The organism is Flavobacterium panici, from assembly GCF_024499525.1.
Lineage (GTDB): Bacteria > Bacteroidota > Bacteroidia > Flavobacteriales > Flavobacteriaceae > Flavobacterium > Flavobacterium panici.
Genome location: NZ_CP100437.1, coordinates 3,189,129 through 3,214,370, shown reverse-complemented (window position 1 = coordinate 3,214,370; position 25,242 = coordinate 3,189,129). Strand labels below are relative to the sequence as shown.

Sequence of the window (25,242 nt, the reverse complement as noted above, 5' to 3'; positions counted from 1 at the left end):
TTTTATTATGTAGACAAAATGCGATTTACATCTCACATTTTCGTTCAATCATTTTACGAAATAAACAAACTTAGTATAAAATAAACCAAACCTGCTAATATTGCTGAAATTGGAATTGTTAGAATCCAAGCCCAAACTAAACTTACGGTAACTCCCCAGCGAACTGCAGAAACACGTTTTGTTAATCCAACACCAATAATAGATCCTGTAATGGTATGTGTTGTACTTACCGGAATTTTTAAATGTTCTGTAAAATAAAGCGTTAAGGCTCCGGCAGTTTCAGCAGCAACTCCTTCAAATGAACTTACTTTTGTGATTTTAGAACCCATTGTTTTTACAATTTTCCATCCACCACTTAAAGTTCCCGCTGCAATTGCAGAATAACAAGCTAACGGAATCCATCCCGGCATTACTCCTTTTATTCCCAAATCATCATTTGGCAGTACAACTTTTAACCATGAATCCATATGAACTCCAGGATTTGTATTGATATAAACCGCTACAGCTGCAGCGATAATACCCATTACTTTTTGAGAATCATTTCCTCCGTGACCTAAACTAAAAGCAGCAGAAGATAATAACTGCATTTTTTTCAAACCAGCATCAGCCTGATGAAGATTTAAACTGCTAAATATCAAACAAAATGCACTTACAGTTAAAATAATAAAGGCTACTAAAAACCATTTAATATTATGAGGATCAAAAGCTACACTCCAAAAATGAGAATCAAAACGAGGTTTTCCGTGCTCTTTAATTTCTTCGTAAGGAACCATTTGTGTATAGACAAACCAAATAGTTGCAATCATTAAAACTACAGTAAATACTTTAGGCCAAATACTTTTACGAGAAGCATTTAATAACCAAATTGAAATTAAATACGATGCCAAAGCTCCTAATAAAGGCGCTAAAACAATAAAAGCAATAATAATAAGAACTCCAGAAGGCATTCCGCCATCTTTTCCGGCCTTATACCAGCTTACAATTTCATACCAGTAGTGTGTTGTTCCGTCCTCAACATAACCAGAAAAACCATGAACTGCAATAGCGTGCGCAACCGCTGCTCCTGCAAAACCTCCAATTAATGTATGAGAAGAACTTGAAGGAATCCCTAACCACCAAGTCAATAAATTCCAGCAAATTGCCGCAATAACCCCGGCAAGAATTACAACCAGGTTAATTTCCATTGTGTGCGCTGTTTTTGCAACAGTATCTGCAACACCAAATCCGAAAACCCAATAAGCTAAAAAGTTAAAAAATGCTGCCCAAAGAACGGCCTGAAAAGGCGTTAAAACCTTTGTAGCAACAACAGTCGCTATAGCATTTGCCGCATCATGAAAACCATTGATGTAATCAAAAATTAAGGCTAATACTATAATTAATATAAGTAGCGTCATAAAATTATAACTTCAGAATGAAAGATTGAATTAAGAATGTTTTACAGAAATAGATTCTAGTATGTTCGCAACACTCTTACATTTGTCTGTTGCTGATTCTAAAACAGATAACACCTCTTTATATTTAATGATATTTTTAGCGTCTGTTTCGTTTTCAAAAATTTCAAAAACTGCTTTGTTATATACATTATCAGATTTGTTTTCCAGTTTATTAATTCTGGCACAAGCATCTTTAATGATTTTAAAATTCTTTAAATTTCTTAACTCTTTTACAGCACTGTCAATGTTTTGACAAGCCTCAAGGTTAATTTCTGTCATTCTTCTGATAGATTTTGTAATCTTATCAACCTGATACAATCTCATACGGCTTGCTGCACCATGAAGGTAATCAGCAACGTTATCAATAGAAGTAATTAATGTATGGATATCCTCTCTGTCAAATGGAGTGATAAAGTTTCTGCTTAATTCCAAGTTGGTCTGACGTGTAATGTCCTCTCCTCTTTGTTCTAATTCGTCAATCTTTTGAAAAAGAATTTCTCTTTCTTTCAATGGAAGGTTTACCGCTTCGTGTAAATTAGAAGCTAATTCAATTAAATTGCTTGAAGCCTCTTCAAAAAGTGGAAAGAATTTTTTGTCTTTCGGCACTAAAAATTGGAAAATACTGTTTATTGACATTTTTATATTTTTGATAGTGCAAAATTACTTCAATAATATTTTACAATGTTAAGCCATTGTTAACAAATCGTTTTCTATTTGGAAACTCTCTAGGAACGAAACTGTGTTTTCAATATCATAATGTAAGATTCTATCTTCCTTAACCAACGGTACAACTTCTCTATAACTGCTTAAAAACATTTCGATGAAATCACTTGATTTTAAAGGTTCTCTATAAGCAACTGCCTGAGAAGCATTCAACAATTCAATCGCTAAAATACGCACTAAATTATCTAAAACCCGTAAGGCTTTCGTCGCTCCGTTTGCTCCCATGCTCACATGATCTTCTTGTCCGTTGCTCGAAACAATGCTGTCAACACTAGCCGGAGTCGCTAATTGTTTGTTTTGACTGGCAATACTTGCGGCAGTATATTGTGGAATCATGAAACCAGAATTTAATCCCGGATTGTCAACTAAAAATGCCGGAAGATTACGTAAACCGGAAATTAACTGATACGTTCTTCTTTCAGAAATACTTCCTAGTTCTGCCAAAGCAATTGCCATAAAATCTAAAGCTAATGCCAAAGGCTGTCCGTGGAAATTTCCTCCCGAAATAATCTGATCGGCTTCAATAAATATATTTGGATTATCAGTAACCGAATTTATTTCGGTCTTAAATACTTTTCTAACATAATCAATCGCATCTTTTGAAGCGCCGTGAACCTGTGGCATACAACGGAAAGAATACGGATCCTGAACGTGTTTCTTTTCCTGAGCGATAATTTCGCTTCCGTCTAAAAATTCAGTAATACGCTGAGCCGTTACAATTTGTCCTTTATGCGGACGTATATAATGTATCAATTCATTAAATGGTTCAATTCTACCATCAAAACCTTCTAAAGAAATAGTTCCAATTAAATCTGCCAAATAAGAATATTTATACGCTTTAATTAAAATATGAGCTCCATAAGCACTCATAAACTGCGTTCCGTTTAATAAAGCCAAACCTTCTTTTGACTGCAAAACAATTGGTTCCCAGTTAAAATGTTTTAAAACTTCGGCAGAAGCCACTTTTTTTCCTTCAAAATAAACTTCTCCTTCTCCTAATAAAGGTAAAGACAAATGTGCCAGCGGCGCTAAATCTCCAGAAGCTCCAAGTGAACCTTGCGTATAAATTACCGGTAAAATATCATTATTGTAAAAGTCAACCAAACGATTTAAAGTAATCAGTTGTACTCCAGAATGTCCATAGCTTAAAGATTGAATTTTAAGCAAAAGCATCATTTTTACAATTTCTGCCGGAACTTCCTCACCAGTTCCGCAAGCGTGAGATTTAACTAAGTTTTCCTGAAGTTTTGATAAATTTTCATTAGAGATTTTTACACTATATAAAGATCCAAAACCAGTATTGATTCCGTAAATTGGTGTCGTAAGTGATGCCATTTTTTTATCTAAATAATCACGGCATTTTTGAACATTTACTTTAGCTTCCTCAGATAACTCAAGCGCTTTATCATTTACTAAAATTTCCTGTAAAGTTTCAAGCGTAATAGTTTCAGTACTTATATAATGAATATCTCTCATGACATTTTTAAATTTAAGGTGTCAAAATTCAACAAATCAATATTAAAAAGCAACATTTTATCACAATAATTAAAATTTCGACAGAGCCCAATCTTTACTTTTATTTATTTAGCAATAGTAAAATGTAGATAATCATGGTCTTTTGCTCCTTTTTTCAGTAAAAATATCGTCGGGGAAGTATCTGTATTTCCATTTTAAATTATCAGAAATATATTAAAACGCTAACTTAACATCTTTAATTTTAACAAATGCTCAATATTGAAATCTAAGGATTTAAATTATTAAAATATTCGCAAAAAGGCTTTCAAAATTTTTAACTCGTATAAAAATCTGTACTTTTGAAAAATCAAAAATGAAAAGTAACAGCGCAAAATATCAATCTACAATGACAACTCAAACAGGAGTTGCAATTGCTGCTACAACAATTTCTACTACAACAACTACTACCCCTTAGGGGTATACATTTTTACATATAATCCAGATTATCTATACTTTTTTCGCAAAAGAAGAAAGGTATTGGATACATAAAAAACATTTACAAAAAAAATAGTCACAGTTTTCAGTTTCAGTTCACAGTTAATAACCTTTGAACCTTTGTTACTCAAAAGCTTTGCACCTTATTAAAAAATATCAAAATGAAAGTATTAAAATTTGGCGGAACTTCGGTTGCCAATGCTCAAAATATAAAACTCGTTCTCGAAATTGTTAACCAAAAAGCGAAGCAGGATAAATTAGTAGTTGTAGTTTCTGCACTTAGTAAAGTAACTGATTTATTGCAATTAGCAGCAGCAAAAGCAGCAGCAAACGACGAAAGCTTTAGAGATATCGTTGCCGAAATCGAGAAAAAACACCTTGACACACTTAAAGAACTTATTCCGGTAAGCGAGCAAAGCAGTTTGTTGAGCCATGTAAAAAGAATCATAAACCACTTAGAAACTTTATTAGACGGTTGTTTCCTTTTAGGCGAATTATCGCCAAGAACTGCAGATACTATTTTAAGTTTTGGAGAATTACTTTCGTCATATATCATCGCACAGGCTTTTCAGCAAGCAGAAAAAGATGCGGTTTACAAAGACAGCCGCGAGTTAATTAAAACAAATGCTGATTTTGGAAAAGCAGCCGTAAACTTCGAAATTTCAAATCAATTGATTCAGGAATATTTTGCTTCGAATCAATCAAAAATCAATATTCTTCCTGGATTTATTGCGCAGACTTTAGACGGAATTACTTCGACTTTAGGACGCGGCGGATCTGATTATACTGCGGCGATTATTGCCGGAGCAATCGATGCAGAACAACTGGAAATCTGGACTGACGTAAACGGAATGTTTACTGCAAACCCAAAGATCGTAAAACAAGCACAGCCAATTGCGAATATTTCGTATCAGGAAGCGATGGAATTGTCGCATTTTGGTGCCAAAGTTTTATATCCGCCAACAATTCAGCCCGTTTTAAGAAAAAACATTCCAATTCTGATCAAAAATACTTTTGAACCGGAAGCCGAAGGAACTTTAATTTCTGATCATGTTCAATCTAAAGACACAGTTGTAAAAGGAATCAGCCATATCGATAATATTTCACTGTTGACACTTGAAGGTCCGGGAATGATTGGAGTTGCAGGTTCATCAAGACGTTTGTTTGAAGTATTGTCTCAGGAAAAAATCAACGTAATTTTTATTACTCAGGCTTCTTCTGAACACTCTATTTGTATAGGAATTTTAAATTCTGATGCTGATAATGCCGAAGCTGCAATTAACAGAGCTTTTGAAATCGAAATTGCACAAAACAAAATCGATCCTTGTTATGTAGAAAAAGACCTTTGCATTATTGCTTTGGTTGGTGAAAACATGAAAAATCACCAAGGTTTAAGCGGAAGAATGTTTAGCACTTTAGGAAAAAACAACGTAAACATTCGTGCAATCGCGCAAGGTGCTTCTGAAAGAAATATCTCGACTGTAATTAACGAAAGAGACGTTAAAAAAGCACTGAATACTTTACACGAAAATTTCTTCGAAGAAAATACAAAACAGCTCAACCTGTTTGTAATGGGCGTTGGAAACGTGGGAGAAAAATTCATCGAACAAATTCACAATCAAAGAAAGTTTTTAAAAGACAATTTAAAGATTAATGTTCGCGTAATCGCTTTATCAAATTCAAGAAAAATGCTTTTTGATGAAGACGGAATTTCATTAAAAGACTGGAAATCGACTTTAGACAAAGCTGAAGCAGCTATTCCTACAGAATTCATCGCACGTGCCAGAGAATTGAATTTACGTAACAGTATTTTTGTTGATATTACAGCAAATGCAGGCGTTTCTGAAATGTATGAAAAGTTCTTAAAAGAAAGTATTGCGGTTGTAACTTGTAATAAAATTGCCTGTTCATCTGCATACGACAATTACAAAAAACTAAAAAGTTTATCTCGCCAATACAACGCTCCTTTCTTGTTTGAAACGAATGTTGGTGCGGGATTACCAATTATAGATACCGTAAAAAACCTTATAGCATCTGGTGATAAAGTGCATAAAATTCAGGCGGTTTTATCTGGAAGTCTGAACTTCATTTTCAACAATTTCGATAAAAACAATTCTTTCCATGATGTGGTTAAAGAAGCCGGAGTTCAGGGTTTCACAGAACCGGATCCAAAAATTGACTTAAGCGGAATCGACGTGGCGCGTAAAATCCTGATTCTAATTCGCGAAAGCGGTTACGAAATGGATATTGACGCCATTGCAAACGAATCATTTTTACCCGCAGAATGTTTAGCAACAACAAATAACGAAGACTTTTTTGCTTCGTTAATCAAACACGCTTCTCATTTTGAAGATCTTTACGAAGATGCTTTTATCAGAGATTCACGATTGAAATATGTAGCAAAATTCGAAAACGGAAAAGCAAGCGTTGGTCTGCAATTCATCCCAAAAGATCATCCTTTCTATAACTTAGAAGGAAAAGACAATATCGTATTGTTCTACACAGATCGTTACGTAGATCAGCCTTTATTGATCAAAGGCGCAGGTGCCGGAGCAGCTGTTACAGCATCAGGAATTTTTGCAGACGTTATTCGTATTGGAAATGTATAGTATTAGCCGCTAAGGCACTAAGACGCTAAGTTTTTAAGTTTTTATTCTTTGAGACTTAGCGCAAAAAATAAAAAATCTTTGCGTCTTTGCGCCTTCGTGGCAAAAACCAAAGCCTTAAAAATAAAACTTTGTGACTTTGTGCCTTCGTGGCAAAAACCAAAAAAATGAAAGAAATTAAACTATTTTGCCCGGCAACTATCGCAAACCTTTCGTGCGGATTTGACGTATTGGGACTTTGCTTAGACAATGCGGGCGATGAAATGATTGTTCGAAAAGTCGATCAAAAAGGAGTTCGAATCACTAAAATTGTGGGTGCCGATTTGCCTTTGGAAACCGAGAAAAACGTTTCCGGAGTTGCGGCTTTGGCAATGCTTGACACTTTAGACGAACTGGATTTTGGATTCGAAATCGAAATTTATAAAAACATAAAAGCCGGAAGCGGAATCGGAAGCAGTGCCGCAAGTTCTGCCGGAGCGGTTTTCGGAATAAATGAATTATTAGGAAGACCTTATTCTCGTAAAGATTTGGTTCAGTTTGCGATGCAGGGCGAGAAATTAGCCAGCGGAAACGCACATGCCGACAACGTTGCTCCTGCCCTTTTAGGCGGATTTACTTTGGTAAGAAGTTATGCTCCGCTTGATATTATCAGAATTGACAGCCCGGAAGAATTATTCGCAACGGTTGTTCACCCACAAATTGAATTAAAAACTTCTGATGCACGTTCGGTATTAAAACAAAATGTTTCCCTGAAAAGCGCCATTATGCAATGGGGAAATGTGGGCGGACTTATCGCGGGTCTTTACACAAAAGATTACGATTTAATTGGACGTTCACTTCATGATGAAATCGTAGAACCTTTAAGAAGCGTTTTGATTCCGGGATTTGATTTAATCAAACAAACCGCTCTTGAAAACGGTGCTTTAGGTTCTGGAATTTCAGGTTCTGGTCCATCAATTTTTGCTTTAAGCAGAGGAAAAAACACCGCCGACCAAATCGCAAAAGCCATGAGCGACGTTTACGAAAAAATGAATTTACCGTATGAAATTCACGTTTCGAAGATAAACCCTGATGGAGTTCGCATTTTGTAAAATGTGAAATGTATTTAGTAAAAAGTACAAAGCAAAAAGAATTAAATATTTAAGACAAAGTTTTGTCAGGCTGAGCGAAGTCGAAGCCCACGCAAAGTATAAACACAAAGCATAACCGTCCAGTTTGTCATTTCGACTGAAAGGAGAAATCGCACTACTATGTCGACAACGTATAGACACAAAACATAACCATAAAGTTTGTCATTTCGACTGAAAGGAGAAATCTCCACAAGAAGCTCGACAAAGATTTGACTCTCATTGCGGAGTTACTTGCGGAGATTTCTCCTCCGTCGAAATGACAAGAAAACCGAACATAACTATTGGAATTTGGAATTTAAAAATTGGAATTTACTCTCCAAATAATCTAAAATCTAAAATCTAAAATCTAAAATATCAAAATGAAATACTACAGTTTAAACCATAATGCCCCAAAAGTTTCTTTCCAAGAAGCTGTTATACAAGGATTAGCAACTGATAAAGGATTATATTTCCCAGAAAATATTACGGCTTTAGATCCGTCATTTTTTGATAAAATCGAAAGTTTAAGTAATGAAGAAATTGCTTTTGAAGCGATAAAACAATTTGTTGGCGATGAAATCCCAGCTTCAACATTAAAAGAAATTATTGCTGATACTTTAGTTTTTGATTTTCCGGTTGTGAAAGTCGAAAACGGAATCTATTCATTAGAATTATTTCACGGTCCTACAATGGCATTCAAAGACGTTGGAGCGCGTTTTATGTCACGTTGTCTGGGATATTTCAATAAAGACAAAAAAGACGCTAAAAACACTGTTTTAGTTGCCACTTCGGGAGATACAGGCGGAGCCGTTGCCAGCGGATTTTTAGGTGTTGACGGCGTTGATGTTGTCATTTTATATCCGTCAGGAAAAGTGAGCGATATTCAGGAAAAACAATTGACGACTTTAGGACAAAATATTAAAGCGCTTGAAGTTGACGGTGTTTTTGATGATTGCCAGGATATGGTAAAAAAAGCATTTTTAGATGAAACTTTAGCGCATAAAAACCTGACTTCGGCGAACTCAATTAATATTGCGCGCTGGTTACCGCAAATGTTTTATTTCTTCTTTGCTTACAAAGCTTTGAAAAGCCAAAATAAACCTTTAGTTTTCTCTTGCCCAAGCGGAAACTTCGGAAATATCTGCGCCGGAATTATGGCAAAGAAATTAGGTTTACCAATTGAACATTTTGTAGCGTCTACAAACGTAAACGACACGGTGCCAAGATTTTTAGAAAACGGAAAATACGACCCGAAACCATCTAAAGCAACAATTTCTAACGCAATGGATGTTGGAAACCCAAGTAACTTTATTAGAATTCAGGAATTGTACAATAATGACTTAAAAGCTTTCGAAAAAGATTTTTCTTCTTATAGTTATACTGATGAAGAAACGCTTGAAGCTCTAAAGAAAATTTATAACACAGATGGTTATATCGCAGAACCACACGGTGCTGTTGGTTATTTAGGTTTGAAAAAAGAACTGAAAAAACACCCTAACGCAATTGGTATTTTCTTAGAAACGGCGCATCCTATTAAGTTTTTAGATGTTGTTGAGCCTGCTTTAGGAATTACACTTCCGATTCCTGCTCAAATTGAGAGTGTTATTAATGAGGAGAAAGTTAGTGTGAAGATTAGGACTTATGAGGAGTTGAAGGCTTTTTTAGGGTAATCAATTTCTATCACCATAAAGAAAACGACTGGAATTTTATTTCAGTCGTTTTCTTTTTTAAGTCAATATTTATTATCCAAAACATTCTTTAGATTTGTTTTCTTCCAAAAAATAATTATTCAATATCAAGTTTAAAAATCTAGTAAGAAAAAACCATATATTTGAAAAGTAAGAAAACATAATAGACCTTCGATTATCTATCTATTTTAGGTTTATCTGCGAAAGTTTATTTTGCCTATAAATGAGTTATGTAATATTTTATGATAAGTAAGACTGTTGAAATTAATTCTGGAAAAAATATTATTGACATAGCATATGATGGTTTTGTATTATGTCTAAGAATTTCTAAAACTATTATTGCTGATTTTTATGATGACAGTTTAGGAACTATGGGGCGTTATTTTGTTCTAAATTCTGATTATGACAGAGATAAATACATTAAAAATCTAAATGATGTATTAATTGATGGAACTGATGAAATTATTCTAGAAAAAATTATTGACTTTTTAAATTTATTTAATTCAGGTATCTATTGTGTTTATACCGGTGAGTTGAACTTAGATTATTACAAAATTCGTTATGATTATTCTAATTTAGAAGGTGCTTTTTATAATTATAATTACACTGTTGATTTTCGCAATCTAATGTTTACACAACCTTCTACAAGCATTTCAAGAGAAAGAGTCGATTATTATAAGGGGCTAATTAAATCTGGTTACAAACCAAGAGTCCTAATTATTGGCCACAATAATTTAGAGGGTATTTCTGGTGATTATATTAATACTGAATTTATACTTGATGGACACCACAAACTATTAGCATATTCTGAATTACGTGTTCCCTGCAATTACGTTCGCATTGAAAAAGAAAGTATGGAAGATGAAATTTATAAAAAAAATCTTTTCAATTCATATTCATATTTTCTAAATGAAGAGCTAAAAGCTGAAATTATTGGTAATAATCCAAAAATGCACATTGAAAATTCTGAGGAATCTGTAAAATATAATATTGAGTTTGATAATTATTTAAGAACATTTCAAAAATACATTTCTGGAGATGTTTACAAATTAATATTTAAATCTATTAATTCACTTAATAATGAAGAGAAAAAATGGGGATTGAGTAAATTAAGAATTATTGAAAAAAAAGATTTTTCAAAAGAAAAATTAATACTATGGAATGTAATCAATGAACACCTTTCTCTTTCATATCGTGAAATAAAATCTAAAGAAGAATTTAATTATTTTGTTTTGGAAACTTTTGGAAGATCATTAGATGAAATTGAGAAAGACATCACATAACATCAACTACCCAACGCTAGCGCGAGCGTCTCGCTCATGAACAAGACCAATTGAAATGGACACAAGCGAGACGCCCCCTGCTAGCGCGAGCGTCTCGCTCGTGAACACAAAGAAATTCAAAAAACAATTGGAACGTTCACGAGCGAGACGCTCGCGCTAGCAAAGGAAGTATATTTAAATAGAGAAAAGCAAAATATAATACTTTTAAGTTATGGAAGTATTTTTTCACAAACATATGATTTATATAAACCAACAAATAAACGTGAAGCTCTTGAAACCGCAAAAAAAACATTAAAGAGAATTTTTAATTAATTTTCCCCCGCTAGTGCGAGCGTCCTACTCATACACACAAAAAAATTCAAAAACCAATTGGACGCTCACGAAAGGGACACTTGCGCTAGCAAGGTAAAAACAAGAAAAAGAAACGAATAATTGAATGACGAAAAATCCAAAATATTACTTATTAAAAAAGAATCTTTTCCTATTAGGGTTATTGACATTAGTATTAAATGACTTCTATCTTAAATATACTTTTTCAAATTTTGTAACGGGTAAATTATCTGACTTTGCTGGTCTTTTTATTTTTCCTTACTTCATTTCAATTTTTTTCGAAAAAAATGCGAGCAAAATTTATCTTCTAATTTCTGTAATTTTTACTTTATGGAAATTTGAAATATCGCAACCATTTATTGAGTGGATTTCGAATTTTACAAATTTAGCTTTTTACAGAACAGTTGATTTAACCGACTTAGTTGCATTAATAATTCTGCCATTTTCCTATCTTTATTTCAAAAGAAAAACAACCGAAATAGAAGAAAAAACCAATAATATTCTTAATTCTGTTATTGGATTTTTGTGTATGTTGATTTTTGTGGCTGATTCAAGTCCTAGACAATCCATTAATTTAAAAAACCTCTCAAGTAGAGAATATAAAATTTCTTTAAATAAAGATTCAATATTTCAACAATCCGATTTTAGAGGTGAATATGACATAAATCGGGATGATAGTTTATTTACATTTTGTTTTCAAATACCAGAATATAATGCACAAGTTACCGCAGTAACAACAATTCTAAAGACAAGCGACAATATGACGACGATTAAACTCGACACTATAACAGAAATTGAAGTCTATGGCAAATTATTTATTGGAATTAAACAAAGTGATATTAATAATTGTAAAAAATTAAAACCTGAAGATTTAGAAAAATACTTTCAATTAAATTGCATTAATCATTTAACTTCAAACAAGGAATCAATAGATAGACCATATTATGTTTATTATTCAAATGATTATAAATAAAGAATGATTAGTGTCAATAACCTGCTAGCGCGAGCGTCCCGCTCGTGAACACAAAGAAATTCAAAAACCAATTGGAATGGGCACGAGCGGGACGCTCGCGCTAGCGATGCAATAAATCTCTGAATCATTACTTTCAAGTACAAATTCAATTAATTATTTTAGGAATTATTTCTGATTTCCTTTACTAGTTTGATATGTAAAACTTTTTTCCTTAAACTCAGAAATTTCATCTTTTAATTTTTTACTGGCATTGTGAATTAATTCATTCTGCAATTTCATTATAGATAATAAATCGTTGATAGCGTTCAAATTTTCTAATTGCATCATGACTATCTGTTCAAGATTTGCTTTCGTGTATGCTTTCATAAATAATATATTAAATTTCAATACAAATTTATATCAAATTATAATATTTTACAATATATTTTTATATTATAATTTAACACCCTGAAATAAAACTATCAATAGGTAATAATTTTATATATTAAATAGTATTATAAAAAATTATTCATAGCTAATATTCAAATGAATAGAATCAAAGAAGTCTTAAAAGAACAAGGAAGAACACAAACTTGGCTAGCCGAAAAAATTGAAAAGAGTTATGTAGTAGTAACAAATTACTGCAATAATAATTCTCAGCCAAGTATTGAAATTCTAAGAAAAATTGCTGAAGTATTAGATGTGGATGTTAGAGAATTATTAGTTCCAACAAAATAAATTAAAATTACTTCTATAAAAAATCAATTGCCTCCAGCTTTAGCTGGAGGTTTTGTTTTACACAATAAAAGGCTTTAGCCAAAAAACACAAAAGATTAGGCTAAAGCCTTTTTCTAACATAACTTTGTTCCTACAGCTAAAGCTGTAAGCAATTCAATTTTTTTCCAGTTAAAACTGGAAACTATTTATATTTATAATACAATCCGCATAACATGATTACAAAAGCATTACTCGAAGACATTCCAGCATTAACAGCCTTAATAAATTCAGCATACAGAGGAGAAACTTCTAAAAAAGGCTGGACAACCGAAGCCCATTTACTAGAAGGAAAAAGAACCGATGAACAGGAAATGACACAAATTTTTCTTGATCCAAAAAATACAATTCTGAAATTTACGGAGAATGACAAAATTATTGGTTCGGTTTTATTGGTAGAAAAAGGGCATCAATTGTATTTAGGAATGTTGACCGTTTCGCCAGAACTTCAAAATAGCGGAATCGGGAAAAAGCTTTTGGCTGAAGCCGAAATTCATGCTAAAACTCTTGGCTTGTCTGGCATTATTATGACGGTTATTTCGGTTCGTGAAGAACTTATTGCGTGGTACAAACGTCACGGTTATGTTGATACAGGCGAAAGAGAACCATTCCCTCAAAGCGAAATTCATATTACAGTTTCAGAAGAACCTTTGGAGTTTATATTTTTAGAGAAAAAGATTTAAGTTTTTTTTTGCCACGAAGGCACAAAGACACTAAGTTTTTTCTTTTTTACCATATAAGTGATATAAGTTCATTTAAAAGAAGATTAAATATGAATCTTAGATACTTTGAAATCTTATAAAATATTCAATAAATGAAAATAAGTCTTTTCTCTAAAAAAGATAGTAAACCCTCTATTTGGAGTGGCGGATTGACATATGAATATATGATATATCCAAAAACAGCAAACTATACTGATAGAGATTTTGTATTCAGAATAAGCAGTGCTACAATAGAGAAAGTGCCTTCAGAGTTTACCAAATTTAAGGGCTATTACAGATATTTGGTTATGCTTGATAACTGCTTAGATATTGAGGTAAACAAAGAAAAGAAAGTGTATGAGAAGTATGAAATCATAGAATTTAATTCGGATGATGAAGTGACTTCTTATACAAATGGTATGGATTTTAACTGGATGATTTCTGAAAAAATTTCCCGTCATAAACTGGAAATAACAAATAGTAATCAAATTTGTAATGCTCAAGTAATTATTTTATTTACTTTACATACTACATCTATTAAAATTAATGAGAAGTCCTATTATCTGGAACCTTATGATTTATTAGTGATTGAAAATCAAGAAAAGGAAAATATATTGCTTCATTTTTCTAATGAATGCCTGCTTGGAATATTGGATTTTTAATAGAAGTTGTTTTGCCACGAAGGCACGAGGACAAAAAGTTTTTTTTTAAATCTTGTAAAGTCGCAAAGTTTCCATACAGTTTGTCATTTCGACGAAGGAGACCCGAGCGACAGCGAATAGGCGAAGCAAATCTCCGCGAGAAGCTCTACAAAGATTGGATTCTCGTTGTGGAGTTACTTACGAAGATTTCTCCTTCGTCGAAATGACAAGATTGGGGATTAATCTGCGTGAAACAAAAATCATTTTTAATCCTTTTATCCCGATAGCTATTGGGAGCAAAATCGAAGATTTTTAAGACAAAGTTTCCATACAGTTTGTCATTTCGACGAAGGAGAAATCTCCGCGAGAAGCTCTACAAAGATTGTATTCTCTTTACGGAGTTACTTACGAAGATTTCTCCTTCGTCGAAATGACAAGATTGGGGATTAATCTGCGTGAAAAAAAATCATTTTAATCCTTTTAATCTGTGGCTAAAAAACTTATGTTAGACGCACTGCAGTGCGTCTCTACGAAAACCTTTGAACCTTTGTCTCTCTGTACCTCTGCTTCTTAAACCTAAGAAACGCTCCTCTTAATCTTGGACAAAAATTCATGCGAAACCCCTAAATACGATGAAAGATTTTTGTTATTAATGGTCTGTACTTTTTGCGGATAACGATCTTTAAAATCTAAATAACGCTGTTTTGAAGTTTTATTTAAAACATCTAAAAGTCTTTGCTGAATAGCCACATTGGCGCGCTCAATCATTAAAACATGAAACTGAATAAGCTTGGGAACTTCTGCAAACAATTGCGCTTTTTGGACTTTATTTATGACCAAAATTTCGCTGTCTTCTATGGCTTTAATATTGTAAGTCGTTGGCTTTTGGTGATAGAAACTTTCCAGATCACACATCCATTCATTTTCGAAGGAAAAGAAAATTACGGTTTCCGTTCCGTTTTCGTTTAAGATGTAAGTTTTAAATGAACCTTTTAAAATAAACCCCTCATAACTATTATTCGAATCCTGGATTTGAAGAAACTGATTTTTTTTAAGTTTAATAAGTTCAGCTTTTGAAACAATAATATTCCATTCTTCATCTGTGAGCGGGATCTTTCGCTCAATGTTTTTTCTTAGTAGGTTGTACATGCTTGTGGTTTTTGTTGGAAATAAATTTGTTTTTTCAATCCATTCTTTATTAGGGGTTTAAAAAATGTAATCGATTACGTAAATGTACACTATTTATGCATTTTTGTAAATTAACAACTGTTAAAAAAACGAATTTCATAGATTTTTTTGTAAAAGTTTGAACTTGTTCAACTTTTTTCCTGCAAATTATAGTCAGATTTGTGCTGTTAAACTTTTATAAATAACCAAACTTAAATTATGAAATTACAATCAACACTCTCCATGTTTTTACTAACATTGGCTTTAGGATTTACGGCATGTAATTCTGAAGAAATTGCTTCACCAAACACAGAAGCAAGTATCGAAACAACAATTCAGTCAGGTACGACGAATTTAACCGCAAAAATTGGAAACTGTTCTGAAGTTCCGGGCTGGGCTTCTCAAAACGGAAATACAACAGGCGGCGGTTCTTCGGCTGAAACTACTGTTACAACTTACGCTCAATTAAAAGCCGCTATTGAGAACACTTCTGTAAAAGTGATCAAAGTTTCCGGAACAATTACAGTTACTACACGATTATCATTTCAGGATCAAACTGGTAAAACCATTTATGGTACGAGTGGTGCAAAACTGGTTTCGACAAATCAGACTAAAGATGCTTCTGGTATTATTAACATTAAAAGATGTAAAAATCTAATCATCAGAAATCTTATTTTTGAAGGCCCAGGAGCTTACGATACTGATGGCTGGGACAACGCAATTCTGGATGAATGTACCAATGTTTGGGTAGATCACTGCGAATTTAGAGATGGTGTTGATGGAAACTTCGACATTAAAAACAAATCCGATTATATTTCGGTTACGTATTCTAAATTCCATTATCTAAAACCGCCAAAAGCTGGAGGTTCCGGAGGATCAGATGATCATAGGTATTCAAACTTAATTGGTTCAAGCGATGGTGCTACTGCAGATCGCGGCAAATTGAGAATTACTTTTGCAAGATGCTGGTGGGCTCCAGGATGTAAAGAAAGAATGCCAAGAGTTCGTTTTGGAAAAGTGCATTTGGTAAACAATTTCTTTAACAGTACGGTAAGTAATAAATGCATCGCTGCAGGTTTTGAAGCTGATCTTCGTGTAGAAAGCAACGTTTTTGAAGGTGTAAAAACGCCTATCGATTTAATGAGCGGCTATACGGCTGTTACGGCAACTGATAACGTTTTTACCAATACAACCGGAAATCAAGCCGGAAGCGGTACTGCTTTTACTCCGCCATATTCTATTGTAAAACTTAATAAAACTGCTGTTAAAGCTGATATTTCGGCAAATGCAGGAGCAACTTTAGGCGGCAATATCTGCGGATCGTTTTAATTGAATTAGAATAAAAGTAAGTTAGTTTTTAGTTAGAACCACGGATTGCAGGGATGCAGTTCGTGGTTTTTTATTTTTTTTCTACCACGAAGGCGCAAAGGCGCAAAGATTAAATGTAGAGGCGCACAGCAGTGCGTCTAACACAAAGTATGGACAATTGGGGCGTAGACGCACTGCTGTGCGCCTCTACAGAAAACCTTTGTAACTTTGAACCTCTACACCTTTGATCCTTTCCTTAAAGCACCAACTCTTCAAACAATCTCTGAATCGTTTTCTCCAAATCCTGACACAAACCTGGATGCGGTCTTGAAGTTTGGATTGCTGAACTTCTAATTGCCGTTAACCAACGAAAACGTTCCGGAATCTCAAATTCAGCGATTGGACCGCCGTCTTTGGCTCCTTTTGCTATTTTTTCTAATGAAGTCAGATTGCATTCTAATTGTTCGATATCAAAATCGTTTGATAGTGCTTCAATTTTTTCTTTATTTAAATGAAAAAGTACTTTTATAAATTTGGCTTTTTTGCAAAACAAAATGATTCCGATATTCAGGAATTCTTCGCGTTCTACCCTTGGCACAACACGAATCACAGCATATTCGTATAAGTGATTATCTTGCATTTTGAGCCTGATTTACAAATATTTCTGAATTCTCTAATCTTGTCTTTAAAAACTGTAAATAAACATTTCGCAAGTTTTCCGGTGTTTCGTCTGCATCTTCCCACTGAAGCCAGTTTAACGGAATTGTATTTACAATTTCTTCTAAAATTTCAGGCGTTAAAATCGCTTTAAATTCAGCGTCAACTTCTTTTAAAAGAGAAGCTTGCGGCAGTAAAACGTGATCTTTTATCAATGCAAACGGACTTTTGGCATGCTGTTCCCAATTGTTCCAGGAATGATGAAAATACAAACATGCCCCGTGATCAATCAGCCATAATTCTTTATGCCAGATTAGCATATTGGTATTTTTGAAAGTTCGGTCTACGTTTGTAATATAAGCGTCAAGCCAGACAATCTGCGAAGCTAATTTCGCATCGACAGTCGTTACAACAGGATCAAAAGTAATCGCGCCTGATAAAAAATGAAGTGCCAGATTTAATCCTTGGCTTCCTTGCAGTAAATCCTGAATTTCTTCGTCGGCTTCGGTTCTTCCAAAGGCTTCGTCGAGATTTGCGAATACTAATTCTGGTAATTGTAGTTTTAAGGCTTTTGCTATTTGTCCGCCTACTAATTCGGCTATAAGGGCTTTTACGCCGTGTCCGGCACCCCTAAATTTTAATACGTATTTAAAATCGTCATCGGCTTCTGCCAAAGCGGGTAAAGATCCGCCTTCGCGCAGCGGCGTTATATAACGCATGACGTTTACCGTTCTGAGATCGAAGTTGTTTTTCATAGTTACAAACTTACTAAGGTTTTTGCCACGAAGACACAAAGACACAAAGTTTTTTAATCTCGCAAAGACGCAGAGTCGCAAAGTTTTTGTTCACGCTATATTCCCAATCTTGTCATTTCGAGGAACGAGAAATCTCCACAAGAAGCTCTACAAAGATTGGATTCTCGTTGAGGAGTTACTTGTGGAGATTTCTCGTTCCTCGAAATGACAAACTGTATGGAAACTTTACCTAAAAACTTTGCGACTTTGCAACCTTTAAAAAGCAAAGCACCTTAAAAAACTTAGCGCCCTTTGCGAAAAACCTTTGCGCCCTTTGCGTTAAAATTACTTTTCTAAACTCAAAAAAGCTTTCCCTAAATTCTTGATTATATCTGAGGCTATGAAAGATTCATAACCAGTTTTGGGTAAAGCAATATCTGCTGTTAATCCATGAAGATAGACTCCGAATTTTGAGGCGTATTTGGGTTCGTAGCCTTGTGTGAGAAGACTTGTGAGGATTCCGGTTAAGGTATCGCCGCTTCCTGCGGTTGCCAAGGCTGCGTTTCCGGTTGTGTTTTCGTAGACAGAATTTCTGTTTATAGTGAATGTTGGTGCGCCTTTCATGACTACGATAACTTTATACTTTTCTGAAAAGGCAATTGTTTTTTGAAATTTTTCAGATTCTGAATTCCATTTTCCAATCAAGCGTTCTAATTCTTTTGGATGCGGTGTTAGAATCGTGTCTTCGGGAACTAATTCCAGCCAGGATAAATTTTCAGAAATAATATTTAAAGCATCGGCATCTAGAACTAAAGGCGCTTTGTTGACTCTTAAAAATTCAAATAAGGCTTTTTGTGTTCCGAGTTCCTTCCCTATTCCGGGGCCAATTCCAACTGCTTGCGGAATTAATGGTAAATGAATATTGGTAATAAAATTGGTATTTTCATCAGTAACCGTCATTACTTCTGGAATGGAGATTTGCAGGATTTGATAACCGCATTTTGGTATAAAAGTCGTTACAAGTCCGCAGCCGGATTTTAAACATGCTTTTGAGGCTAAAACGCCTGCTCCTATTTTTCCGTAACTTCCGGCAATAATCACAGCGTGACCCTGAATTCCTTTGTGTGTATGAGGATTTACGGGTTTGTATATTTTTAAGATTTCTTCTTTTGTGATTAAATATGGAGATTTCATTTGATGGCTTTTGTTGGTGCATTTATTTTTAAACACATAGAATCATAGCTTTTCTTTGTGGTTAAAGGCGTTTCACTTGTTTTTAACAAACATAGCTGATTGTGAAGCTTGACTTTATAAAAGATGATTCGTTACTGTTTATTATGATTAAAGTTACATAAAAAATCGAAAACACGAATGTTTATTGTTTCCCTTAAGTCCTAGCCCTGATAGCAGCGGCATCTCCCGATTTAGAAAAACAAGGCTCTTTAGCCGTAGTTTTTGTTTATCGGGAATATAGCGGATAGCAGGAAATTGCTCCTAATTATTGCGAAATTTATAATTTAAGGCATTCAAATTAGATATTTTTTGAATAGATTTGCAGAACAATTTTATAAAACAACACAATGAAAAATACTGCGCTTACGCACATACATGAGAGTTTGGGAGCGAAAATGCTGCCTTTTGCGGGTTACAACATGCCTATTACATATGAAGGTGTAAATGCTGAACATGAAACGGTTCGCAATAGTGTGGGCGTTTTTGACGTTTCGCATATGGGTGAATTTTTGTTAACGGGACCAAATGCTTTGGCTTTGATTCAAAAAGTGACTTCAAATGATGCTTCGACTTTAACTATTGGTAGAGCGCAATATTCTTGTCTGCCAAATAACGAAGGCGGAATTGTAGACGATTTGATTGTTTATAAAATGAAAGAAGAAGAGTATTTACTTGTTGTAAATGCTTCGAATATTGAAAAAGACTGGAGCTGGATTTCATCTTACAATGATTTGGGAGTTGAAATGAAAAACCTTTCTGATGATTATTCATTATTGGCAATTCAGGGACCAAAAGCGGTTGAGGCTATGCAGGCTCTATCTTCTATAGATTTATCTGCCATTGCTTATTACCATTTTGAAGTAGCAGATTTTGCCGGTTTTAATGATGTAATTATTTCTGCAACTGGTTATACAGGTTCGGGAGGATTTGAAATTTACTGCAAAAATGCTGATGCTGAAGCTATTTGGAACAAGGTTTTTGAAGCTGGTGCAGCTTTTGGAATCAAACCTATTGGTCTTGCAGCTCGTGATACTTTACGTCTTGAAATGGGATTCTGCCTTTACGGAAATGATATTAATGATACTACTTCTCCGCTTGAAGCCGGTTTAGGATGGATCACAAAATTCAATAAAGATTTTACTAATTCTGAAGCTCTTAAAAAGCAAAAAGAAGCTGGTGTTACCAGAAAATTAGTTGCTTTTGAAATGCAGGAACGTGCGGTGCCAAGACATGATTACGAGATTGTAGATGATTCTGGAGCTGTAATTGGAATTGTAACTTCTGGAACAATGTCTCCTTCTATGAATAAAGGAATTGGTTTAGGATATGTTACGGTTTCAAACAGTGCTGTTGACAGTGATATTTTTATTAGAATTAGAAAAAATGATGTTCTTGCAAAAGTGGTAAAATTGCCTTTTTACAAGAAATAATTAAAGTTATAAATATTGTAAGATGCATTACTATAATGGTAATGCATTTTTTTTTGCCGCATATTAAATGATTGCTGGGATTAATCCTTTAGAATCATTTAATCTGCGGCATTTTATTTCTTATTTATATGTAAGATTTTTTAGAAAAAATGTAAACCGTTTTCGAAAAATTACCGTAACTTTAATATAGAATGTTGAGATTTCACCTATGAACAAAATTTTGCCGCTATTTTTACTGTTTACTTCTTTCCTATTTAGTCAAAATAGCGCCCAGACATGCGAAATACTGAACAAAATAAATGCTGTTATTCAAACAGAACATTTACGTCCAAAACCAGTCGATGACAGTTTATCTGTTTTTGTTTTTGATAATCTTATCAATGAATTAGATCCTTCCCGTAATATCTTCTTTAAAAGTGAATACGATCAAATGGCAGCAGAATATCGTTTAAATCTGGACGATTTAATTTTAAGCAATGATTGTACTTTTTTAACTGATATTACCGCCAAATATATTAATGGATTGATTAGAACTAAAGAGGTTCTTGAAAAAATTCAGACAACTGCATTTGATTACACTAAGAAAGATACCATTCGATTCTACAAAAAGTCATTTCCTTTTTATTTAAAAAAAGAGGATTTAGAGAAAGTATGGCGTAAAAAACTGCGTTATCAAATTCTGGATGATATTGCTGAAACCAGCGATAATCTGGATTCTATAAAAGCAAATTTTGCTTCTATTGAAGCTAAATCCAGAAATCTGATTGTGTCGAATGAAATTTGCCGTATCAGCACGCTTTTAGAAACTAAAACGAAACAAGACGAGAATCTTTATAATTTCTTCTGTACTTATTTTGATCCGCATACGGCTTATTTTAGCGACGATTCTAAATCTAGTTTTGTGGCTTCCTTATCAAAAGAGCATTTATCATTGGGAATGACGGTGAATCTTAATGAAAAAAATGAGATTATAGTTCACGAAATAGATCCAAATGGTCCGGCGTATCAAACGGGACAGATTAAAAAAGGCGATCAGATTATTTCGGTTTCCAATCATAAAGAAACACTTCAGGTTTCCTGTTCTTCGTTAGAATCTATTTCTACCATGATTTTATCTGAAGCGAATAAAACTCTTACGCTTACGCTGAAAAGAAACTCAGGCAAAAATTTTGATGTTTTTATCGAAAAACAAGTCATGAAAGACGAAGAAAATTCGGTTTTCAGCTTTATAATTGGTAAGGAAAGTAAAATTGGATATATAAAAATTCCAAGTTTTTATGCTGATTTAGACGGAAACAGCAGAAAAGGTTGTGCCGATGATGTGGCCAGAGAAGTTATTAAACTGGAAAGAGATAATATTAAAGGTTTAGTGATTGATTTGATTGATAATGGCGGCGGTTCTATGGAAGAAGCGATAAAACTAGCCGGAATGTTTATTGATTATGGACCAATTTCGGTCGTTATAGATCATACTAAAGAGAAATCAGTTATTAATGATCCTTATAAAGGCATGATTTACAGAGGTCCAATTGTGATTTTGGTGAATAGCAATACGGCTTCTGCAAGTGAATTTTTCTCTTCGATTATGCAGGATTACAATCGAGCGCTTTTGTTAGGAAGCAATACGCTTGGAAAAGCTACAATGCAGACGATTCTTTCGCTTGACGAAAATAAAAATACTGATTTTCTAAAAATTACAATTAATAAATTTTACAGGGTTACGGGAAAAAGCCATCAATATATTGGGGTTACGCCAGATGTTGTTCTTCCTGAATTTTATGAAGATGTTTATCAAAAAGAAAGTGATTTTCCTACTGCGATGAAAAACGATAGTATTGAACCGTTTTTAAAATTCAGACCGTATGTAAAACGTGCTTTAATTGATAAACTGGCCAAAAACAGTTCTTTAAGACTGGCCGATAATTTTTATTTTAATGATATTAAAAAAATCAATCTAAAAATAGATCAATTGATCAATACACCAAAAGCAGAAATCCCGATGACTTTGGATGCGGTTTTTAATCAAAAGAAAGTCGTAAATTCTCTTTGGACAGAGATCAATACTTTTAATGACGAAAATAATCCGCTGGATGTTTATAATTCTTCTGTAAATCAGTTTTTATTGGGCGCTTATCCTAATGATAAAACGATTAATCAATACCAGATGGATAATTTAAAAACAAATCCATACCTCAACGAAGCGGTGAATATTATTAATGACTTTAATTTTTCGAAATAGGGAGTTTTAGATTTTAGATTTTAGATTTTATCCCTTTGTCAAAGTTTTCAACTTTGACAAAGCTTACTCCGATAAAGCTTTGCGACCTTTATAAATTATTTATAAAAGACCTTTTTCTAAACTTTGCGTAAAACCTTTGCGAACTTTGCGTTAAATTTATCCACAAAAAAGAATAGAATTGATTTTGGATAAATAAGGAATAACCTTTATTTTTGCATCACAAAACTAAAAATTAGAAATGGGAAGAGCGTTCGAATTTAGAAAAGGAAGAAAAATGAAACGTTGGTCTGCAATGGCCAAAACATTTACCAGAATTGGTAAAGACATCGTTATGGCTGTTAAAGAAGGCGGTCCTAACCCTGACGCCAATTCTAGATTAAGAGCTGTTATACAAAACGCAAAAGCGGCCAACATGCCAAAAGATAATGTTGAGCGCGCGATTAAAAATGCCAGCAATAAAGATACTGCCAACTATAAAGAAATTTTATTTGAAGGATATGCTCCTCACGGAATTGCGATTTTGATTGAAACTGCATCTGATAACAATAACAGAACGGTAGCAAACATTAGAAGTTATTTCAACAAATGCAACGGTACAATGGGAACTCAGGGTTCTGTTGAGTTTATGTTTGATCATACTTGTAATTTCAGAATTGCAAATACTGGTCTTGATGCTGAGGAATTAGAGCTTGAATTAATTGATTTTGGTGCAGAGGAAGTTTTTGAAGATGAAGACGGAATCTTGATCTATGCTCCTTTTGGAAGTTTTGGTGCTTTACAAAAAGAATTAGAAAACAGAGGTTTAGAAATTTTATCTTCTGGTTTTGAACGTATTCCTCAAATCACAAAAGAATTAACTGAGGCTCAAATCGCTGACGTTGAAAAACTAATTGAAAAAATTGAAGAAGATGATGACGTAATGAACGTTTATCATACGATGAAAGAAGAATAATTTTTTCTTTTTATAAAATTTTTAAAAGCTCTGATTTTTTCAGGGCTTTTTTGTTTTTGTTAAAATTGATGCAGAAGAAAGCAAAATATTATAAAAAGTAAAATAAACTATTATATTTGTCGCAATCAGATCATAATTCCTTAAAACAAAAACAAACATGCAAACATCAAAATACACAAGATTTGCCGTAATTATTTTGGTAATCTTATTTGTAGTGCTTAGTGTAATAAGCTAATAAAAAATCAAAAAGCCTTCTGAAATTCAGAAGGCTTTCTTTTTTAGAAAAATATAAAATTACTTTTTTGGTGTGTTTGATACTTTGATTAAATATGTTCCTTCTGGCAAATCACCAATATTAGAAGCGTTTGCTCCTATTATTTTTTGTCCCTGAGAAAAAACCTCAACACTTTTACCACTTTTAGTAGTTTCGGCAGAAGCAGCCACAGCGGCAGCTGGAAGCTTTACAGGTGCAGGAGCCGCTTTTTTCTCTGTATTTGAAACTGGCACTGGCGGAGCCGCAACTGTTTTAGCCGGTTTTGAACTGTTATAGGATTCCATAACCTGCTCGTCTGTCATAGCAACTGTATACAATTTAATATCGTCGATATCGGCATTGATGCTTGTTGCTGTATTTAATTTTCCGATGTTCAAAATATAACCTTTGGTTGAACGCGCGATTCCCTCAGTATATTTTAGTAATTCACCATTACGATAAATTTTTGAACTATTACCATCATAAGTAATACTGTACATGTACCAGATATCTTTTAAAAGCGGTGCAGAAACAACCACATCATTTCCTGGTCCCCATCCCGCAAGATTTGTTTCAGAATTACCTCCGGCTGCCGCTTGCTGCGTTAATCCGAAATACTGACCATTTGCTGCAGTACCATAACCTAAAACATGATTAACGGCATTTATTGCATTAAATTTAACCCAAACCGATATTGTTCTTGGTTTATTTCCCTGCGGAAGATCGCCTACTACAGCCTGATAAGCTTTATTAGAAAGTCGCAAAGCTCCTTTAGGGGCACCCATTCTGTCATTTACAAAAACAGGAGTACCTAAAAAGGAAATGGTATTATCTGCGCTGCTTAAATTTCCACTGAAATTAAATTCCTGAACGGGATTTTGTGCATTAGAATTTAAAAAACTTACAAACATTAAAGTGAGTAATATTTTTTTCATAGGTATATACATTTTTTACTGGATGATATCTTTTTATAATGATTTATTTGACAGCAAATTTGATCATTCGAATTTTACAATTACAAATTTTTAAATATTTTATTTATAAATTTTGTTAAAACTATAATTTTAATTCAGCATAAA

The 25,242-nt window shown here is 33.7% G+C and carries 21 protein-coding genes; 12 read left to right on the top strand and 9 right to left on the bottom strand.

What is annotated here, in order from left to right; genetic code table 11:
* Positions 1-53 precede the first annotated feature (53 nt).
* The 3 genes from NLJ00_RS13790 to hutH are packed head-to-tail and all read right to left on the bottom strand — an operon-like array spanning position 54 to position 3,632.
* A complete protein-coding gene (locus NLJ00_RS13790) occupies positions 54-1,394 on the bottom strand; it encodes an inorganic phosphate transporter (RefSeq protein WP_256634162.1) in 1,341 nt (446 codons plus the stop codon).
* 30 nt (positions 1,395-1,424) lie between these two features.
* Positions 1,425-2,069: a DUF47 domain-containing protein gene (locus NLJ00_RS13785; protein WP_053473567.1), complete on the bottom strand. Its 645-nt coding sequence runs from the start codon at positions 2,067-2,069 to the stop codon at positions 1,425-1,427.
* A gap of 48 nt (positions 2,070-2,117) precedes the next feature.
* The gene (hutH, locus tag NLJ00_RS13780; RefSeq protein WP_256634161.1) at positions 2,118-3,632 is read right to left on the bottom strand and encodes a histidine ammonia-lyase; all 1,515 of its coding nucleotides are present in this window, start codon (positions 3,630-3,632) and stop codon (positions 2,118-2,120) included.
* Between the two features lie 635 nt (positions 3,633-4,267).
* Here hutH and thrA point away from each other — a divergent pair.
* The 5 genes from thrA to NLJ00_RS13755 all read left to right on the top strand — a co-directional run bounded on the left by thrA (position 4,268) and on the right by NLJ00_RS13755 (position 12,095).
* The gene (gene thrA / locus NLJ00_RS13775) at positions 4,268-6,715 is read left to right on the top strand and encodes a bifunctional aspartate kinase/homoserine dehydrogenase I (RefSeq protein WP_256634160.1); all 2,448 of its coding nucleotides are present in this window, start codon (positions 4,268-4,270) and stop codon (positions 6,713-6,715) included.
* A gap of 164 nt (positions 6,716-6,879) precedes the next feature.
* Positions 6,880-7,803, top strand: a complete 924-nt coding sequence (locus NLJ00_RS13770; protein ID WP_256634159.1) for a homoserine kinase — start codon at positions 6,880-6,882, stop codon at positions 7,801-7,803.
* Between the two features lie 398 nt (positions 7,804-8,201).
* Positions 8,202-9,491, top strand: a complete 1,290-nt coding sequence (gene thrC / locus NLJ00_RS13765) for a threonine synthase (protein WP_256634158.1) — start codon at positions 8,202-8,204, stop codon at positions 9,489-9,491.
* Between the two features lie 260 nt (positions 9,492-9,751).
* The gene (locus tag NLJ00_RS13760; RefSeq protein WP_256634157.1) at positions 9,752-10,792 is read left to right on the top strand and encodes a hypothetical protein; all 1,041 of its coding nucleotides are present in this window, start codon (positions 9,752-9,754) and stop codon (positions 10,790-10,792) included.
* Positions 10,793-11,228: 436 nt separating this feature from the next.
* The gene (locus tag NLJ00_RS13755) at positions 11,229-12,095 is read left to right on the top strand and encodes a hypothetical protein (protein ID WP_256634156.1); all 867 of its coding nucleotides are present in this window, start codon (positions 11,229-11,231) and stop codon (positions 12,093-12,095) included.
* Between the two features lie 165 nt (positions 12,096-12,260).
* On the opposite strand, the gene NLJ00_RS13750 is transcribed toward NLJ00_RS13755, so the two are convergent.
* Entirely contained in the window at positions 12,261-12,461 is a 201-nt protein-coding gene (locus tag NLJ00_RS13750) for a hypothetical protein (protein ID WP_256634155.1), read from the bottom strand.
* A 159-nt stretch (positions 12,462-12,620) separates the two neighbouring features.
* On the opposite strand from NLJ00_RS13750, the gene NLJ00_RS13745 reads away from it, so the two are divergent.
* The 3 genes from NLJ00_RS13745 (at position 12,621) to NLJ00_RS13735 (ending at position 14,211) form a co-directional block, all read left to right on the top strand.
* Complete coding sequence (locus tag NLJ00_RS13745) at positions 12,621-12,812, top strand: helix-turn-helix transcriptional regulator (protein ID WP_180861931.1); 192 nt, start codon at positions 12,621-12,623, stop codon at positions 12,810-12,812.
* A 212-nt stretch (positions 12,813-13,024) separates the two neighbouring features.
* Positions 13,025-13,531, top strand: coding sequence for a GNAT family N-acetyltransferase (locus NLJ00_RS13740; RefSeq protein ID WP_256634154.1), 507 nt, complete (start codon positions 13,025-13,027; stop codon positions 13,529-13,531).
* Between the two features lie 131 nt (positions 13,532-13,662).
* Entirely contained in the window at positions 13,663-14,211 is a 549-nt protein-coding gene (locus NLJ00_RS13735; RefSeq protein WP_256634153.1) for a HutD family protein, read from the top strand.
* A 555-nt stretch (positions 14,212-14,766) separates the two neighbouring features.
* Here the strand turns inward: NLJ00_RS13735 and NLJ00_RS13730 are convergent.
* Positions 14,767-15,339 carry a Crp/Fnr family transcriptional regulator gene (locus NLJ00_RS13730; protein WP_256634152.1) on the bottom strand — a complete coding sequence of 191 codons (573 nt, stop codon included), beginning with the start codon at positions 15,337-15,339 and terminating at the stop codon, positions 14,767-14,769.
* Positions 15,340-15,576: 237 nt separating this feature from the next.
* Here NLJ00_RS13730 and NLJ00_RS13725 point away from each other — a divergent pair, with 237 nt between their 5' ends.
* Positions 15,577-16,686 (top strand): pectate lyase family protein, encoded by a 1,110-nt coding sequence (locus tag NLJ00_RS13725; RefSeq protein WP_256634151.1) that lies wholly within the window; start codon positions 15,577-15,579, stop codon positions 16,684-16,686.
* A 235-nt stretch (positions 16,687-16,921) separates the two neighbouring features.
* Here NLJ00_RS13725 and NLJ00_RS13720 read toward each other — a convergent pair whose 3' ends face one another.
* The 3 genes from NLJ00_RS13720 to NLJ00_RS13710 form a co-directional block, all read right to left on the bottom strand.
* Entirely contained in the window at positions 16,922-17,305 is a 384-nt protein-coding gene (locus NLJ00_RS13720) for a DUF3037 domain-containing protein (RefSeq protein WP_053473580.1), read from the bottom strand.
* A complete protein-coding gene (locus NLJ00_RS13715; RefSeq protein ID WP_053473581.1) occupies positions 17,295-18,077 on the bottom strand; it encodes a HipA family kinase in 783 nt (260 codons plus the stop codon). The genes NLJ00_RS13720 and NLJ00_RS13715 overlap by 11 nt, the downstream gene beginning before the upstream one ends.
* 324 nt (positions 18,078-18,401) lie before the next feature.
* Positions 18,402-19,250, bottom strand: coding sequence for an NAD(P)H-hydrate dehydratase (locus NLJ00_RS13710; RefSeq protein ID WP_256634150.1), 849 nt, complete (start codon positions 19,248-19,250; stop codon positions 18,402-18,404).
* A gap of 386 nt (positions 19,251-19,636) precedes the next feature.
* Here NLJ00_RS13710 and gcvT point away from each other — a divergent pair, with 386 nt between their 5' ends.
* The 3 genes from gcvT to NLJ00_RS13695 all read left to right on the top strand — a co-directional run bounded on the left by gcvT (position 19,637) and on the right by NLJ00_RS13695 (position 23,910).
* Complete coding sequence (gene gcvT, locus NLJ00_RS13705; RefSeq protein WP_256634149.1) at positions 19,637-20,719, top strand: glycine cleavage system aminomethyltransferase GcvT; 1,083 nt, start codon at positions 19,637-19,639, stop codon at positions 20,717-20,719.
* 208 nt (positions 20,720-20,927) lie between these two features.
* The gene (locus NLJ00_RS13700) at positions 20,928-22,958 is read left to right on the top strand and encodes a S41 family peptidase (protein ID WP_256634148.1); all 2,031 of its coding nucleotides are present in this window, start codon (positions 20,928-20,930) and stop codon (positions 22,956-22,958) included.
* Positions 22,959-23,196: 238 nt separating this feature from the next.
* A complete protein-coding gene (locus tag NLJ00_RS13695; protein WP_256634147.1) occupies positions 23,197-23,910 on the top strand; it encodes a YebC/PmpR family DNA-binding transcriptional regulator in 714 nt (237 codons plus the stop codon).
* 294 nt (positions 23,911-24,204) lie between these two features.
* Here the strand turns inward: NLJ00_RS13695 and NLJ00_RS13690 are convergent, their stop codons facing one another.
* The gene (locus tag NLJ00_RS13690) at positions 24,205-25,098 is read right to left on the bottom strand and encodes a LamG domain-containing protein (RefSeq protein ID WP_256634146.1); all 894 of its coding nucleotides are present in this window, start codon (positions 25,096-25,098) and stop codon (positions 24,205-24,207) included.
* Between the last annotated feature and the right edge of the window lie 144 nt (positions 25,099-25,242).